Genomic DNA, 15,879 nt, shown 5'->3' with positions numbered 1-15,879 from the left:
CTCGGTGACGGAGGACCTCCGGCTCGCCTGGCAGCTGACGCGGGGTTCCGACCGGCGCGAGTGGTGGCGCGTGCTGCTGACGGCGGTGGGGGCCGCGCTCGCCACCGGCTTCGGGCTCGCGGCACTCGGGATCGGCGCGGTGCGCGGGGAAGTGCGCTTCCCGTATCTCAACGGCCTGCTGGATGAGCCGGGGATCCGTCCCGGGGTGGTCGTCGCGCTGCTGCTCCTGCTGGTGCCGGTGCTCGGGTTCCTCGCGCAGTGCGCGCGGATCGGCGCCGTGCACCGGGACCGGCGGCTGGCCTCGCTGCGCCTGGTCGGGGCGACGGCCCCGCAGGTGCGGCGTATCGCGGCCCTGGAGGCGGGCCTCGCCTGCCTGCTGGGCTCGGCTCTCGCCGCGGCGGTCTCCGTGCCCGTTCTGCTGCTCCTGTGGGAGCGGCCTCCGCCGTGGCTCTGGGCCGGCTTCGCCCTGGTGACGCTGGCCGTGCCGGTCGTCGCCGCGCTGGTGAGCGTTCTGGCGCTGCGCCGGGTGGTGGCCTCGCCGCTGGGGTGGGTGCGCCGTGTGCGGCCGGAGCGCGGCGGAAGCGCCCTGCTCACGCTGGGGGCGCCCGCGCTACTGGTGAGCGCGGCGGCCGCACTGGTCCTGAAGGGGGGTCAGCGGTTGAGCGAGGCCGCGTTCCCGCTGGCGGTGTTCGGCGCGGTGACGCTGACCGCGGTGGGCTCGGTCGCCGTCGCCGGCGCCACGGCGAAGATCACCGGCCGGTGGCTCGCCGCGCGGACCGAGAACCCGGCGGTACTGATCGCGGCCGAGCGGCTGCGCACCGACCCCTGGGCCGCCGCGCGCACCCACGCCGCCGTACTCCTGGTCACCATCGTGGGCGTGGGCTTCCTGGGCATACGGCAGATGCTGCTGGACGACCTGAACGGACCGGGTTCCAACCACTCCCCCGAGGACTTGGCCTTCTACAACACCGGCATCAACCTCGCGGGCGCCGCCGTCCTGGTCGCGCTGGCCATCACCCTGAGCGGTCTCGCCGTCGGCGCCGCCGAGTCGCTGGCCACCCGGCGCCGGGGTCTCGCCGCGCAGGCCGCCGCCGGAGTGCCGCGAGCGGTGCTCGGCCGGGCGCTGCTCCTGGAGACGGCGCTGCCGCTGGCCCCGGCGATGCTGCTCGCGGGTCTCGGCGGTACGGCGGTGTATCTCGCGTACGGGATTGCGGCAGGAGTCTCCCTCCCGCTGCTGCTGCCGCTGCTGTTCCCGCTGGCGGTGTACGTGTCCTGCCTGCTCGCCGCGGCCACGGCACTGCCGCTGCTGCGACGCGTGGCCCAGCCCGGCGAGCTCCGCTACGCGTAGCGCCGCGTGACCCGTACGGATCGGCATGGCTCGGCTCTCCGGGAGGCACGAGGGACCTCCCGGAGAGCCGTAACGCCGCGTGATCCGTGCGGCCGAGCGGGTGGCCGCGCCCCTTGGGGGCGGGCTGTATCAATATGCGGCTCCGCCGCGCGGGCGCCGACCAGCCACGGCGGACCCGCAGTCGACGCACCGGCCTTCCCCAGCGGAGCGCTTACGCACCGGGGCAAGACGAAGGCCCGGAGCGTCAGGCAGAAATGCCGTCGATCCGGGCCATCGCGTCATCCGCGCCGTACGGCTGCAAGTACGGCAGCCAGCGCGGGTCCCTATGCCCGGTTCCGATGATGCGCCAGGCCAGGCCCGAGGGCGGGGCGGGTTTGTGGCGCAGCCGCCAGCCGATCTCGAAGAGATGACGGTCGGCCTTCACGTGGTTGCAGCGGCGGCAGGATGCCACCACGTTGTCCCAGACGTGCTGACCCCCGCGGGAGCGCGGGATGACGTGGTCGACGCTGGTTGCGACGCCACCGCAGTACATGCACCGGCCCCCGTCGCGGGCGAACAACGCGCGACGGGTCAGCGGAACGGGCCCCCGGTAAGGGACCCGTACGAACCTCTTCAGCCGGACCACGCTGGGTGCGGGGACAGTAACGGTTGCACTATGCATAAAGGCGCCGGATTCCTCGAGGCAGACAGCCTTGTTCTCGAGAACGAGGACGAGCGCGCGGCGGAGCGGTACGACGCCGAGCGGCTCGTACGACGCGTTGAGGACCAGGACATGCGGCACGGATGCCTCCTTGTACGCCGGCGGCGCGTGGCTCGCGCCGGGACGATCTGTAGTCAGTCTCCCCTCATGCCTGGTGGAAGCGCCACCATGTCCCGGTAACGGGCTGGGAGTGTTTTCGACCACACCGTTTTTACTTCCCCGTGTTCATTCCCAGGTGAGCACAGTCTCCCCCTCGGACATTGCGACGATCCACACATGGTGCCCCGATAGTGTGTTGAGTCTGCCCGTCCGGTGACCGTCTTGTGACCCCCATGCCGCGGGCGGACCGCTACGCCTGGAGGTACCTGCCGTGTTCTTGTCCGTCCTGTCGGCCGCCGATCCCACAGACGAACCGTCGGCTCCCTCGCTTCAGGACGCCCAGGAAAGCGCGACCAACGCCGCGAGCTGGGTGGAGCAGAACTGGTCGACGTGGCTCAGCATCGGGCTTCGTGTCCTGCTGATCCTCGTGATCGCGGGCGTCCTGAGAGTGGTGATCCGGCGGGCCATCACCAAGCTGATAGACCGCATGAACCGCACCGCCCAGGCCGTCGACGGCACGGCGCTGGGCGGTCTCCTCGTCAACGTCGAGCGCCGCCGTCAGCGTTCCCAGGCGATCGGTTCGGTGCTGCGCTCGGTGGCGTCCTTCCTGATCATGGGCACGGCCGGGCTGATGATCCTCGGCACGTTCGAGATCAACCTGGCCCCGCTGCTGGCCTCGGCGGGTGTGGCGGGCGTCGCGATCGGTTTCGGCGCGCGGAACCTGGTGACCGACTTCCTCTCCGGCGTCTTCATGATCCTGGAGGACCAGTACGGCGTGGGCGACACGGTCGACGCGGGCGTCGCCTCCGGCGAGGTCATCGAGGTGGGCCTGCGCGTGACGAAGCTCCGCGGCGACAACGGCGCGATCTGGTACGTCCGCAACGGCGAGGTCAAACGCATCGGCAACCTCTCCCAGGGCTGGGCCACGGCCGGCGTCGACGTCACGGTCCGCCCCGACGAGGACCTGGACAAGGTCCGCCGCACGCTACTGGCCGTCGGCGAGGAGATGAGCAAGGACGAGCCCTGGAACGAGCGCCTCTGGGGCCCCGTCGAGGTGCTGGGCCTGGACAGCGTCCTGCTCGATTCGATGGTGGTCCGAGTCTCGGCGAAGACGATGCCCGGAAAGGCCCTGTCCGTGGAGCGCGAGCTGCGCTGGCGCATCAAGAAGGCCTTCGACGCGGCCGACATCCAGATCGTGGGCGGCCTCCCACTCCAGCCGGAGGGTGAGGCCACTGGCGACCCGACGGCGGGCATGGCCCCTCCGTCGGCGTACTCGAACACGTCGTCGCCACAGGCCCAGGCGGCCACGCCGCTCACGCCCGCACCGGCGGCTTCCGCTGCGCCGAACGTCGCGAAGTAGCGCGGCCGCACTTGTACGAGGATGGCGGCGCCCTGAGGGTTCTGGGCGCCGCTTCGTTGTGTGCGTGGTGGCCGCGGTAAACGGTCCGGCACGCTCGTTCGAGTGAACGCTCACGGAATTCCAGGTCGCAGCCGACCGAGCTCGACGAGTCGTACCGCAAGGCCCACAAGGGCTGGGACGACCCCATCGACATGATCGCCTTGGCCGGCGAGGTCACCCCGACCCCGAGGGCCCGCTCGTCCGCGCCGAAGCGCTTGCTTCTGGTCTCGTGGCGGTCGCGACTGCAACGGCCATGGCCACTGCGTCGCGGGCTGGGCGGTCGAGGAGATCCGTGAGGTCGGGGGCGGTGCCGTCCAGGAACCCGTGCCGGATGCCCGTGGCGATCGAGGCGAGCATGGGCGGCTGGAACGGCAGCAGCCCCGGCGTCTCGTGGAGGAGCCTGCGCCGGTACTCGGCCAGGCTGATGGTGTGGTGCTGGACCCCGAGCCGGTCGGCCACCCGTCGCGCCGTGATCGGGGTGCCGACGAGGTCGTAGACGCGTCCGCTGTGCCGTGTCGGTTTCGCCGCAACGATCGCCGCCGCATCGGCGAGATCCTCTCGCGCGACCGCGGCCAGGGCACCATCCCCGAACGCGGACTCCACGCCACTGTCGGCCCATATCAGGAGACCGCCGAAGAGTTCGGCGTAGAGGCCGTTGCGCAGGATCGTCCACGGCAATCCGCTGGCCCGGACAAGGCGTTCGGTCGCACGGTGCGCGAGCGCGAAACCGAGATGGTCGCCGGCACCGGTCAGGCTTGTGTAGACGACGTGGTGGACGCCATCGCGGACGGCGGCGTCAAGGACCGCCGCGTGCCGCCCGACGACCTGGTCGTCCTCGGCATAACCGGCGGAGATCAGCACCAGGGTCGACACACCGGCGAGATCGAGGCCCCCGTGGTCGTCGAAGTCGAGACGCCGCATCCCCTCGCCCGGCGTGCGGCTGCCGCCCGTCGCGACGGCGCCGCGAGCATGCAGCGCCGCAAGAGTGGCCGAGCCGAGGTTCCCGTTCGCTCCGGTCACCAAGATCATGTCAATCGTAGTCTTCCGTCGTGGTTCTCATCGGTAACTACGCTGATCCTTGACCGCACGCCCACGGGCTACAAGAAGGCAGTTTGATGTCACTCACGCACACCGGGGTAACCACCACCCCCGCCGAGCTCGATCCCTGCGGACGCGAGGACCACCCCGACTGCGGTATCCGCGACGTCCTGGACCGCATCGGGGACAAGTGGTCGGTGCTCGTGATCGTCGAACTCGCGGGCGGGCCGCGCCGGTTCCGCGAACTGCAGCGCGCCATCGACGGCATCTCCCAGAGGATGCTCACCCTCACCGTGCGCAGGCTCGAACGCGACGGCCTCGTGCTGCGCACCGTGTACCCGACCGTCCCGGCCCAGGTCGACTACCGCCTGACCGAGACCGGGGCCGGCCTGACCCACCTGGTCAAGGCCCTCGCCGACTGGTCCCTCGCCCACCGGGCCGTCATCGCCGACGCACGGAGCGCGTACGACCAGACCCACCCCGACCACGATATTCGCTGACGAGAACCGGCAACGCTCCCACCGGACGCACGTCAAGAATGCGCTGCCCCTGTGAGGTCGTCTCCTCCGGCCTTCAAGAGCCTCTATCTCGACCCCGGCGAAGGCAAGGGCAAGCTCACCGCTCGTAGCCCCATGTGGCCTGCCGCAGGCTGACCGCAGCAGTCAAGAACGCCCTGTGCCGCAGAAGGCGACGATCATCGCCAGGAGCGCGAGCAGGAGCGCCCCGAGGGTCTTGCCCCAGGGAGCACTCCTCTCTCGCTTCAGGCCGGCGCTCCAAGTCGCCGAAGCGGTCGCCGCCCGCCCCCGTCACCCCCGCTCCCCCACCGCCTCCGCCACACCCACAATGAAGCTCCCGCCCACCACCCGGACATCGGCCGACCACCCCAGCGCGGCGAGATCACCCGTGAGCGTCTCCGGGTCATGGAAGACCTTCACGACCCGGTGCCGGCTGCCGTCGTCGAGTTGGCGCACCACCGCGGAAGCGGACTTCGGAGCGAGGAATTCCTCGCGCCAGGCCTCTGACGGGCCCTCGTCGATGAAGATCGCCTTGCCCTGTGGGGCGAGGGCCTCGCGGACCGTGTCCCAGAAAGCGGGCAGTCGTGATGGCGGGACGTGGGAGAGCCAGAAGGCGAAGAAGACTGTGTCGTAGCGGCGTGACGGGTGCCAGGTGAAGACGTCGGCCTGGGTGAACAGGACGTTGGGGGACGTGACGCGGGCGCACGCGATGTCCAGTGTCTCCGCTGCCGCGTCGAGCGCGGTCACCGAGCGGGCGCGTTCGGCGAGTGCGGCGGTCCACTGGCCCGTTCCGCAGGCCAGCTCCAACACGTCGCCGGTGATGGGGAGTTCGTCGGTGGCGGCCAGCAGGTTCCGCAGGTCCTCGCGCTCGGCGTAGACCCGGTCGTACTCGGGCGCTCTGGCCTGGTAGTAGGCCATCTGCTCCGCCAGAAGGGCGTCGTCCGGAAGGCCATGGTCCACAAGCGCTTCGTCCTCGCCAGCCATGGGCCGACCCTAGCCGTACAGCCCCACGTAACGACTTTGTTGCCTGGCAGTGGCTGGTATTGACGCTTCCGTGGCCGACGGCCTACCTTCCTCAACCAATAGGAAAGTTTCCTAACAGTGATCCGGCAAGGTCGGGCATGGACGCCTGCACGAGATCGCTGAGAAGCTGGCCAACGGAAGGGCAGGTGACGACAGCGATGGCAGGATCCGCCGGTACCCCGGGCACCCCGCGCGTCCTGCGCGCCATGAACGACCGGGCCGCTCTCGATCTGCTGCTGGAGCACGGGACGCTGTCGCGGACCAGGATCGGCAACCTCACCGGCCTGTCCAAGCCGACCGCCTCGCAGCTCCTCGCCCGGCTGGAAGCCGCCGGTCTCGTCGTCGTGACCGGCACCAGTGAGGGGCGGCCCGGGCCCAACGCCCAGTTGTACGCGGTGAACCCCGCCGCCGCCCGGGTCGCGGGCCTCGACGTCACCCCCACCGGAATCCGTGCCGCGATCGCCGACATCACCGGCGAGACCGTCGGACGGTTCGAACTGCCGACCCCCGGCCGCAGCGCACAGGGCGCCATCGACCGCGTACTGCTCGCCCTGGACGGCGCGGTCAAGGACGCCGGGCTGCACCGGGCCGACGTGCACCGGATCGTGATCGGTACGCAGGGCGCCTTCGACCCCAGCACAGGCAACCTGCGTTATGCCAGCCATCTGCACGGCTGGCACTCGCCCCGACTGCTGGAGGACATGGCCGCCGCGCTCGGCCCCATCCCCTTCGAAGTGGAGAACGACGTCAATCTCGCCGCCATCGCCGAACAGCGCATCGGCGAAGCGCGCGGCTGCCAGAACTTCACCCTGCTCTGGGGAGAACGGGGCTTCGGCGCCGCGGTCGTGATCGGCGGCCGACTGCACCGGGGCGCCACCGGAGGCGCCGGCGAAGTCGCCTTCCTCCCGTTGCCGGGAGCCCCGCTCGTACGCAATGTCGCCCGCAGCAACTCCGGCGGTTTCGAGGAACTGGCCGGTCGCCGGACCGTGTTGCGCCTGGCCCGCGAACACGGACTGACGGCACCACCGGGCAGCGGTGGCGGCACTCTCACCCAGAAGGCCGCCGCGGTGGTCGCCGAAGCGGCTCGTACGGCCGAGAGCCCCGGACCGGGGCAGGCCGTGCTCGCCGAGTTCGCCACCCGGCTCGCCACCGGACTCGCCGCGGTCGTCGCGGTGATCGACCCCGAACTGATCATCCTGGCCGGCGGGGTGATCACGGCCGGCGGCGAAGCCCTGCGCTCCCTCGTCCAGTCCGAGCTCGCCGAGCTGGCCGTCCCCCGCCCCGCCATCCGCCTCAGTACGACACCCGACAGCCCCGTACTGACCGGCGCCCTGCAGTCCGCCCTCGCGGCCACCCGCGACGAGGTCTTCGACACCACGGGTCGCACCCCCTGACCCGTACCGCCTGATCCGCGGACCCCGGCCCGCCCCGTTCCCTCCCCACGCACGCCCGATTCCCTTCGCACGCCCAAAAGTTCCCCGCGCACGCCCCAAGGAGTTCCGTCATGCCCAGAATCAGTCCCGTACGTCTGGCCGTCGCGGCCACCGCGCTCGCCCTGACCGCCACGGCCTGCACCGGTTCCAGCACGTCCGGCGCGACCGACGACGCGAGCAAGCCGTCCACCATCACCTTCTGGCACCCGTGGAGCGCGCCCAACGAGGTCAAGGCGATCGAGGCGAACGTCGCGGCCTTCGAGAAGGCGCACCCCAACATCGACGTCAAGGTCGTCGGGAACGTCGACGCCGACAAGGTGAACCAGGCGCTGCGCGCGGGCGGTTCGAACGCCCCGGACGTGGTGGCGTCCCCGGAGACCAGCAACGTCGGCAAGTTCTGTTCGTCGGGTGTCTTCGCCGACCTCGATCCCTTCCTGGAGAAGTCGAAGATCGACACCGCGAAGACCTTCCCCAAGCCGATGCTCGACTACACCCAGTTCGAGGGGACGCGCTGCGCACTGCCGCTGCTGGGCGATGCGTACGGGCTCTACTACAACAAGACGATGTTCGAGGAGGCGGGCATCACGTCCCCGCCCAAGACGCTCTCCGAGTTCAAGGCCGCCGCGATCAAGCTGACCAAGGGCAAGGGCGACAGCTACTCGCAACTCGGCTTCATGCCGAACTTCCACGGCTACGAGGTCACCGTCCCGCACCTCGCGGCGCAGTGGAGCGCGGAGTACTTCACCGCCGACGGGAAGTCGAACGTCGCCAAGGACCCGGCCTTCAAGGAGCTGCTGACCTGGCAGCAGGACATGGTCAAGTCGCTCGGCGGCTTCAAGAAGCTGGAGAAGTACCGCTCCACCTTCGGTGACGAATGGTCCGCCCAGAACCCGCTGCACACCGGGCAGATCGCCATGAACATCGACGGTGAGTGGCGCGGCGGCATGATGAAGGACGCGGGCGTGGACTTCGAGGTGGGGGTCGCGCCGTTCCCGGTCCCGGACGACCAGGCGGACACGTACGGCAAGGGCTTCCTGACCGGCACGATCATCGGCCTCGCCAGCACCAGCAGCAAGCAGAACGCCGCCTGGGAGCTGGTGAAGTACATGACCACCGACACCGACGCGGTGGTCTCCTTCGCCAACGCCATCAACAACGTCCCCTCCACCTTCGCGGCACTTGAGTCCCCGAAGCTCGAGAACGACGCGACGATGCAGGCCTTCGTGAAGATCGCCCAGAACCCGAACAGCAACACCGCGCCCGCCGCCGTCAACGGCAGCGCGTACCAGGAGACCCTGCAGAACCTCGCGTACGACTACGAGTCCGGCAAGGTGAAGGACCTGGACGCGGGTCTGGCGAAGGTCGCCGGGCAGATCGACACCGACATCGCCAAGGCGAAGTAACAGCCCCATGACCATCCTTCACGGCCACTCGGCGGCGCTGCGTACCAAGCGCCGCCGGGAGGGGCTGCGTACGCTGGCGTTCCTCTCCCCCTGGCTCATCGGTTTCAGCGTCTTCTTCGTCTATCCGCTGCTGTCGACCGTCTACTTCTCCTTCATGAAGTACGACGGCTTCAAGCCGCCCACCTTCAACGGGCTCACCAACTGGACATACGTCTTCAGCCAGTACCCGTTCTTCTGGGCCGCGATGCGGAACACCCTGTGGCTCGTGGTGATCATGGTGGCGGCCCGGGTGGTGTTCGGTCTCGGTGTCGGGCTGCTGATCACGAAGATCAAGACGGGTGCGGGGCTGTTCCGTACCTTCTTCTATCTCCCGTATCTCGCCCCGCCCGTCGCCGCGACCCTGGCCTTCGCCTTTCTGCTCAACCCCGGCACCGGCCCGGTCAACCAGGTGCTCGGCGATCTGGGCCTGCCACAGCCGGGCTGGTTCAACGACCCGACCTGGTCGAAGCCGGCGCTGACGCTGCTCGCGCTGTGGGGCATCGGCGACCTCATGGTCATCTTCATGGCGTCGCTGCTGGATGTGCCCAAGGAGCAGTACGAAGCGGCCGAGCTGGACGGCGCGGGCTCCTGGAAGCGCTTCCGGTACGTCACCCTGCCGAACATCTCGCCCATCGTGCTGTTCGCCGTGGTCACCGGCGTGATCCAGACGATGCAGTACTACACGCAGCCGCTCATCGCCGGTAAGACGGCCAGCGGTGTCATCGGCGCCGGGGCCGGCCAGATCTACGAGCCCGGCTACCCGGGGAAGTCCACGCTGACCCTCCCCCAGCTCATCTACAGCCTGGGCTTCCAGCGCTTCGACACCGGCTCCGCCTGCGTGGTCGCACTGGTGCTGTTCGCTCTGTCCATGGCGTTCACCGCGCTGCTGATGCGCCGCCGCGGCGGCCTGATCACGGTGGAGGACTGATCCCCATGACCCACACCGTCACCACCCGCCCGCCGTCCCCCACCAAAGCCGCCGGTCCGCCCGGCAGAGCCGACCGTAGCCCGGCAGCCCGTACCGCCCGCCGCAGGGCGCTGCTGCACTGGATCGCCGTGCACTGCCTGGGCATCACCGCCGCGCTGTTCTTCATCATGCCGTTCGTGTTCATCCTGCTCACGTCCCTGATGGACGATCGGCAGGCGCTGACCAGCGCTCTGTGGCCGAGGTCCTGGAACTGGGACAACTACGCGAACGTCTGGAACGCCCCCGGCTTTCTGACCTGGTGGCGCAACACCCTGATGTACGCGGGCCTGGGCACCCTCTTCACCGTCATCTCCAGCCTCCCGGTGGCGTACGCCCTGGCCAAGTTCCGCTTCCGCGGGCGCCGGATCGCGACGATGCTCGTGATCTCCGCGATGATGCTGCCGCCGCAGGTGATCATCGTGCCGATGTACCTGTTCTGGGCCAAGCAGATGCACATGAGCGGCACGCTGTGGCCGCTGATCATCCCGATGGCCTTCGGCGACGCCTTCAGCATCTTCCTGCTGCGGCAGTTCCTGCTGACCATTCCGGGCGAGTACCTGGACGCGGCGAAGGTCGACGGCTGCGGCGAGCTGCGCACTCTGCTGCGGATCGTGGTCCCGCTGGCCAAGCCGGGGATCGCGGCCGTCGCGCTGTTCCAGTTCTTCTACTGCTGGAACGACTACTTCGGCCCGCAGATCTACGCGAGTGACAATCCAGCGGCCTGGACGCTCAGTTACGGCCTTGAGTCGTTCAAGGACAACCACCATACGAACTGGAATCTGACCATGGCCGCGACTCTGCTGGTCATGGCCCCCGTGATCATCGTGTTCTTCTTCGCGCAGAAGGCGTTCATCGAGGGTGTCACGCTGACCGGAGTGAAGGGCTGACTGACCGTGAAACTGGCAGTAGTGGGCGGGGGTTCGACCTACACCCCCGAACTCGTCGACGGCTTCGCCCGGCTGAGGGACACCCTGCCCGTCGAGGAGCTGGTGCTCGTCGACCCGGCGGCCGAACGGCTCGAGCTGGTCGGCGGCTTGGCGCGGCGCATCTTCGCCCGGCAGGGGCACGGCGGGCGCGTCGTCACGACCTCCGACCTGGACGCGGGCATCGAGGGCGCCGACGCGGTCCTGCTGCAACTGCGCGTCGGCGGACAGGCCGCGCGCGAGCAGGACGAGACCTGGCCCCTGGAGTGCGGCTGCGTCGGGCAGGAGACAACCGGTGCGGGCGGGCTCGCGAAGGCCCTGCGTACGGTGCCGGTGGTGCTGGACATCGCGGAGCGCGTACGGCGGACGAATCCGGGCGCCTGGATCATCGACTTCACCAATCCCGTCGGCATCGTGACCCGCGCCCTGCTCGAAGCCGGCCACAAGGCGGTCGGGCTGTGCAATGTGGCGATCGGTTTCCAGCGGAAGTTCGCCGGGATGCTCGGCGTCGCGCCCGTCGACGTGCACCTCGATCACGTCGGGCTCAACCACCTCACCTGGGAGACGGGTGTACGACTCGGGGGTCCCGAGGACGAAAACGTCTTGCCGAAGCTGCTCGCCGAGCACGGTGACGCCGTCGCCGCCGACCTGCGCATGCCCCGCGACGTCCTCGACCGCCTCGGTGTCGTCCCCTCCTACTACCTGCGCTACTACTACGCGCACGACGAGGTCGTACGGGAGCAGGGCACCAAGCCGTCGCGGGCCGCCGAAGTGGCCGAAATGGAGCGCGAGTTGCTGAAGATGTACAGCGACCCGAAGCTTGCCGAGAAGCCGGCGCTGCTCGGCAAGCGGGGCGGGGCGTACTACTCGGAGGCGGCCGTGGACCTCGCGGCCTCGCTGCTGGGTGCGGGAGGAAGCCCGTACCAGGTCGTCAACACGTACAACAAGGGGACGCTGCCCTTCCTGCCCGACGACGCCGTCATCGAAGTGCAGGCGGCCGTCGGGAAGTCGGGGGCCCTTCCGCTGCCGGTGCCGTCGGTGGATCCGCTGTACGCGGGCCTCATGGCGAACGTCACCGCGTACGAGGACCTGGCGCTTCAGGCCGCGCTGCACGGTGGCCGCGACCGGGTCTTCCGCGCGCTGCTCGCGCATCCGCTCGTCGGCCAGTACGCGTACGCCGACGCCCTCACCGATCTGCTGATCGCGCACAACCGGGAGCACCTCGCGTGGGCGTGAGACCGGGTGTTCTCGCCATCGACGCGGGGAACAGCAAGACCGATGTCGCCGTCGTCGCGCGGGACGGGCGGGTGCTCGCCGAGGCGCGCGCGGGCGGTTTCCGGCCGCCCGTGGTCGGGGTGCGGCAGGCCGTGGAAACCCTGGCGGAGGCCGTCGACCGGGCCTTTACCGAGGCCGGCGTCAGCTCCGTGGACCATGTCTCCGCGTGTCTCGCCAACGCCGATCTCCCCGTCGAGGAGGAGGAGTTGGCCGCCGCGCTGCACGCGCGCGCGTGGGGCACGAGTACCGAGGTACGCAATGACACCTTCGCGATCCTGCGCGCCGGGATCGCCGAGCCGCGCGGAGTGGCGGTGGTGTGCGGCGCGGGCATCAACTGCGTCGGCATGCGGCCCGACGGACGCATCGCCCGCTTCCCCGCCATCGGCCGCCTCTCCGGCGACTGGGGCGGCGGCGGGGGCCTCGCCGAGGAGGCCATCTGGCATGCGGCGCGCGCCGAGGACGGCCGGGGCGGCCCGACCGTGCTGGCCCGCGCCCTGCCCGCCCACTTCGGCCTCGACTCCATGTACGCGCTGATCGAGGCCTTCCACCTCAAGCACCTGAGGCACGAACGGCGCCACGAGCTGACGCCGGTCCTGTTCGCCACGGCGGCGGCCGGCGACCCGGTGGCCCGCGCGCTGGTCGACCGGCTCGCGGAGGAGGTGGCGGTCATGGCGAGCGTCGCCCTGTCCCGTCTGGAACTGCTCGACGAGGAGGCCCCCGTACTTCTCGGCGGCAGCATCCTGGCGGCCCGGCACCCCCAACTCGACGACCGGACAAGGGAACTGCTGGCCGAACGCGCCCCCAAGGCCGTACCCCGAGTGGTCACCGCGAGCCCGGTTCTGGGCGCCGCGCTGCTCGGCCTCGACCACGTAGCGGCGCCCGACGAGGTGCACGCGCGCGTGCGGGCCCATTACGAGGGCTGACGCAGGGAACCGTTGGGTTCTGGATGGCGTATTCATGGTTGCGCTGCGGTACGAATTGCACTGCGATACGAACAAGATCCAGTCAGGGCCTGTGCGGATGTCGGTCCCGGCGGGGATACTTGCGGCCGTGCACTTCTTCCCGTGCGTCCTGACGTGCGGGCGGACGTGACGGAGGGATGACCATGGGGGAGGTCAAGTGACATACACGCCGAACGGCGGCTCGGCGCCACCTGGCGCGGGACCGCCCACGATGCCCGCCATGCCGCCGCAGCCAGGGCCACCGGTCGCGGTGCCACCGGCAGCGCCCGCCACGCAGCCCGGCCCTGCCGCGCCCGGCGGGCCCGACCCGACGCCCCCGCGCCGTACGGCCTGGGCGGAGGGCGTCGACCAGTTGCGCGCCGCGGCGACGACGGAGCCGGGGCGGCTGCGCATCATCGGTGCCGTGCTGGCCTTCCTCGTCGTGGCTTTCGGCGCGATGACGGCCTGGCAGATGACGGAGCGTTCGGCCGCCGCCGACGGCGTGCTGAACAGCAGTCAGCCGCTGAGCGCCGACGCCGCGCTCATCTACCGCTCGCTCGCCACCGCCAACACCGCGGCCTCCAGCGGCTTCCTCGCGGGCGGCCAGGAGACCGCCGAGTCCCGCAAGGAGTACGAGCGGGGCATCAGCACCGCCGCGGACAGGCTGGTCAACGCGGCGGCCAACTCCGAGCCGGGCTCCAAGTCGGCGGAGACCATCACACGGCTGAACACGCGGCTGCCCGAGTACAAGGGCCTCATCGAGCGCGCCCGGTCCAACAACCGGCAGGGCTACCCGCTCGGCGGCGCCTACCTGCGGTACGCCAACGCGAAGATGCAGGTCATGCTCAAGGACGCCGAGGATCTCTACAAGATGGAGAACCAGCGGCTGCGTTCCGACTACGACGCCGCGACGCCGTACCCCTGGATAGCGATCGGTGTCGGCGTCGTCGCGATCGGCGGCCTGGTCTGGGCCCAGCGACGCAACTACCACCGTACTAACCGGGTGCTGAACCACGGCATGGTCGCCGCGACCGCCGCCTCCACGGTGGTGCTGCTCTGGCTGGTGGTCGGTCACAGTTTCGCCAGGGCAGGACTGAACGATTCGTACGACCACGGAGTACGTTCGCTGAACGTGCTGAACGACGCCCGCATCGCCTCCCTCAAGGCCCGCGGCAACGAGACCCTGACGCTGGTCAGCCGGGGCGCCGAGACCAAGGAGGTCGACGGCGAGATCGTGGACGCGTACGACAACGACTACAAGACGCAGATGAAGGACCTCTCCGCCAAGCTGGCCGCCGCCGAGGACCTCGCCGACGACAGTGCGGGCGAGTCCCCGGTGAAGGGTGCGACGGCCAATATGCAGGTCTGGCAGGACCGGCACGAGGAAGCCCGCGCCGAGGACGACTCGGGCAATTACCAGGGTGCGCTCGACAGGGTGATCGGTTCCAAGGAGGACAAGCCGACGGGCGAGTGCTTCGTCAACGTGGACTCCGATCTGGAGAAGGCGCTCACCCATGAGCAGGGCGAGTTCGAGCTGGCGGCCGCCGACGGCAAGGGTGCGATGACGGGGCTTCCGGTGGGCGCCGCGGTGCTCGCGGTGCTGGGCGCCTCGGGTGCGGTGCTCGGTGTCGGGCGCCGGCTGTCGGAGTACCGGTGAGAGGGGGCATGACGATGAAGGCACGACGTGTGCGGGCCGCTCTGAAGGGCTGGGGCGGCGTCGGCGCGATGGCGGTCGTCCTGGCCCTGACGGCGGTCTTCGCGCTGGTGCTGCCGCTGTCACAGTCCCGCGGGGACGGCAGCACGGGCACCGGCGGCCAGGGCGTGGCCAGGAGCACGCAGACCAAGGCCGAGGAGTGCACGAACCCGCAGGACCAGAGCCTGGCGCCGTCCGGCGACCAGAACGGCGCGACGGTCCAGGCCATCCGCGACCGCGACTACCTGCTGGTGGGCGTCGACCAGAACAGCTACCGCTGGGGCTACCGCGATCCGAACAGCGAATTGAAGACCAGTGAGCTGGAGGGCTTCGACATCGATCTCGCGCACGCGATAGCGGCCGAGATTCTCGGCGACCGGGACAAGATCCGCTTCCAAGCCATCCCCACCAACGAGCGGATCCCGGCCATCCAGGACGGCCGCGTCGACATGGTGGTCCGCACTATGACGATCACCTGCGACCGGCTCGAGCAAGTCGCTTTCTCCTCGCCGTACTTCCAGACCGGCCAGCAGCTCCTGGCCCCGAAGGCCTCGGACATCAAGGATTACGACGCGTCCTTGGCGAACAAGAAGATCTGCACGGCGGCGAGTTCCACCGCCCTGGACACCCTGACCGCGGACAAGAAGACCGGCAAGCTGGTCGCCTCCGCAGACATCAAGACCACCGTGCCCAACCAGCTCGACTGCCTGGTGAGGCTGCAGCTCGGTGAGGTCGACGCTGTGGTGACCGATGGCGCGCTCGCCGCGAGCCAGGCCGCGCAGGACCCTACGGTCGAGCTCAAGGGGGAGCCGTTCACGACCGAGTACTACGGAGTGGCGATGAAGAAGGGCGCCGACGACCTGGTGCGCCGGGTCAACCAAGTACTGGTGGACTACCGCGACAACGGCTGGCAGCAGTCGTACGACAAGTGGCTCAAGCCGACCATCAAGAAATCGGCGGTACCACCGCCCGTCAAGTACCAGTAGCCGGAGCCGGATTCCGGCGGCCAACCTGATACCACCGACCTGATACCACTGGAGAGTTGCCCGGGGCGCGGGGGAACGCGCACAGGGAACGAATGAG

General features: G+C 69.7%; 14 protein-coding genes. 11 read left to right on the top strand and 3 right to left on the bottom strand.

Going from position 1 to position 15,879, the window contains the following annotated elements; all coding sequences use genetic code 11:
* The first annotated feature begins 4 nt into the window (after positions 1-4).
* Complete coding sequence (locus ACFYO0_RS06445) at positions 5-1,348, top strand: FtsX-like permease family protein (RefSeq protein WP_388671558.1); 1,344 nt, start codon at positions 5-7, stop codon at positions 1,346-1,348.
* A 244-nt stretch (positions 1,349-1,592) separates the two neighbouring features.
* Here the strand turns inward: ACFYO0_RS06445 and ACFYO0_RS06440 are convergent, their stop codons facing one another.
* The gene (locus tag ACFYO0_RS06440; RefSeq protein ID WP_328771555.1) at positions 1,593-2,129 is read right to left on the bottom strand and encodes an HNH endonuclease; all 537 of its coding nucleotides are present in this window, start codon (positions 2,127-2,129) and stop codon (positions 1,593-1,595) included.
* A 274-nt stretch (positions 2,130-2,403) separates the two neighbouring features.
* Here ACFYO0_RS06440 and ACFYO0_RS06435 point away from each other — a divergent pair, with 274 nt between their 5' ends.
* Positions 2,404-3,507: a mechanosensitive ion channel family protein gene (locus ACFYO0_RS06435; protein ID WP_388672744.1), complete on the top strand. Its 1,104-nt coding sequence runs from the start codon at positions 2,404-2,406 to the stop codon at positions 3,505-3,507.
* A gap of 213 nt (positions 3,508-3,720) precedes the next feature.
* On the opposite strand, the gene ACFYO0_RS06430 is transcribed toward ACFYO0_RS06435, so the two are convergent.
* Complete coding sequence (locus tag ACFYO0_RS06430; protein WP_388671555.1) at positions 3,721-4,575, bottom strand: NAD(P)H-binding protein; 855 nt, start codon at positions 4,573-4,575, stop codon at positions 3,721-3,723.
* A gap of 86 nt (positions 4,576-4,661) precedes the next feature.
* On the opposite strand from ACFYO0_RS06430, the gene ACFYO0_RS06425 reads away from it, so the two are divergent.
* Positions 4,662-5,084, top strand: coding sequence for a winged helix-turn-helix transcriptional regulator (locus ACFYO0_RS06425; protein WP_388671552.1), 423 nt, complete (start codon positions 4,662-4,664; stop codon positions 5,082-5,084).
* Positions 5,085-5,390: 306 nt separating this feature from the next.
* On the opposite strand, the gene ACFYO0_RS06420 is transcribed toward ACFYO0_RS06425, so the two are convergent.
* Positions 5,391-6,083, bottom strand: a complete 693-nt coding sequence (locus tag ACFYO0_RS06420; RefSeq protein WP_388671549.1) for a class I SAM-dependent methyltransferase — start codon at positions 6,081-6,083, stop codon at positions 5,391-5,393.
* A 197-nt stretch (positions 6,084-6,280) separates the two neighbouring features.
* On the opposite strand from ACFYO0_RS06420, the gene ACFYO0_RS06415 reads away from it, so the two are divergent.
* From ACFYO0_RS06415 to ACFYO0_RS06380, 8 genes are all read left to right on the top strand, one after another.
* Positions 6,281-7,516, top strand: a complete 1,236-nt coding sequence (locus tag ACFYO0_RS06415; protein WP_388671546.1) for an ROK family protein — start codon at positions 6,281-6,283, stop codon at positions 7,514-7,516.
* 110 nt (positions 7,517-7,626) lie between these two features.
* Positions 7,627-8,958, top strand: a complete 1,332-nt coding sequence (locus ACFYO0_RS06410; RefSeq protein WP_388671543.1) for an ABC transporter substrate-binding protein — start codon at positions 7,627-7,629, stop codon at positions 8,956-8,958.
* Between the two features lie 7 nt (positions 8,959-8,965).
* Positions 8,966-9,925, top strand: coding sequence for a carbohydrate ABC transporter permease (locus tag ACFYO0_RS06405; protein ID WP_388671540.1), 960 nt, complete (start codon positions 8,966-8,968; stop codon positions 9,923-9,925).
* A 5-nt stretch (positions 9,926-9,930) separates the two neighbouring features.
* Positions 9,931-10,851 (top strand): carbohydrate ABC transporter permease, encoded by a 921-nt coding sequence (locus ACFYO0_RS06400; protein WP_388671537.1) that lies wholly within the window; start codon positions 9,931-9,933, stop codon positions 10,849-10,851.
* A 6-nt stretch (positions 10,852-10,857) separates the two neighbouring features.
* Positions 10,858-12,123, top strand: a complete 1,266-nt coding sequence (locus ACFYO0_RS06395) for a 6-phospho-beta-glucosidase (protein WP_388671534.1) — start codon at positions 10,858-10,860, stop codon at positions 12,121-12,123.
* The gene (locus ACFYO0_RS06390; protein WP_388672742.1) at positions 12,120-13,085 is read left to right on the top strand and encodes an N-acetylglucosamine kinase; all 966 of its coding nucleotides are present in this window, start codon (positions 12,120-12,122) and stop codon (positions 13,083-13,085) included. The genes ACFYO0_RS06395 and ACFYO0_RS06390 overlap by 4 nt, the downstream gene beginning before the upstream one ends.
* Before the next feature lie 196 nt (positions 13,086-13,281).
* Positions 13,282-14,760, top strand: coding sequence for a hypothetical protein (locus ACFYO0_RS06385; protein WP_388671531.1), 1,479 nt, complete (start codon positions 13,282-13,284; stop codon positions 14,758-14,760).
* 14 nt (positions 14,761-14,774) lie between these two features.
* Positions 14,775-15,782, top strand: coding sequence for a glutamate ABC transporter substrate-binding protein (locus ACFYO0_RS06380; RefSeq protein WP_388671528.1), 1,008 nt, complete (start codon positions 14,775-14,777; stop codon positions 15,780-15,782).
* Positions 15,783-15,879: the final 97 nt, after the last annotated feature.

The sequence above is a fragment of the Streptomyces sp. NPDC006365 genome (assembly GCF_042870755.1).
Taxonomy (GTDB): Bacteria; Actinomycetota; Actinomycetes; order Streptomycetales; family Streptomycetaceae; genus Streptomyces; species Streptomyces xiangluensis.
Note: the sequence above shows the minus strand (reverse complement) of the source record. Positions and strands in the feature narration are given on the sequence as shown.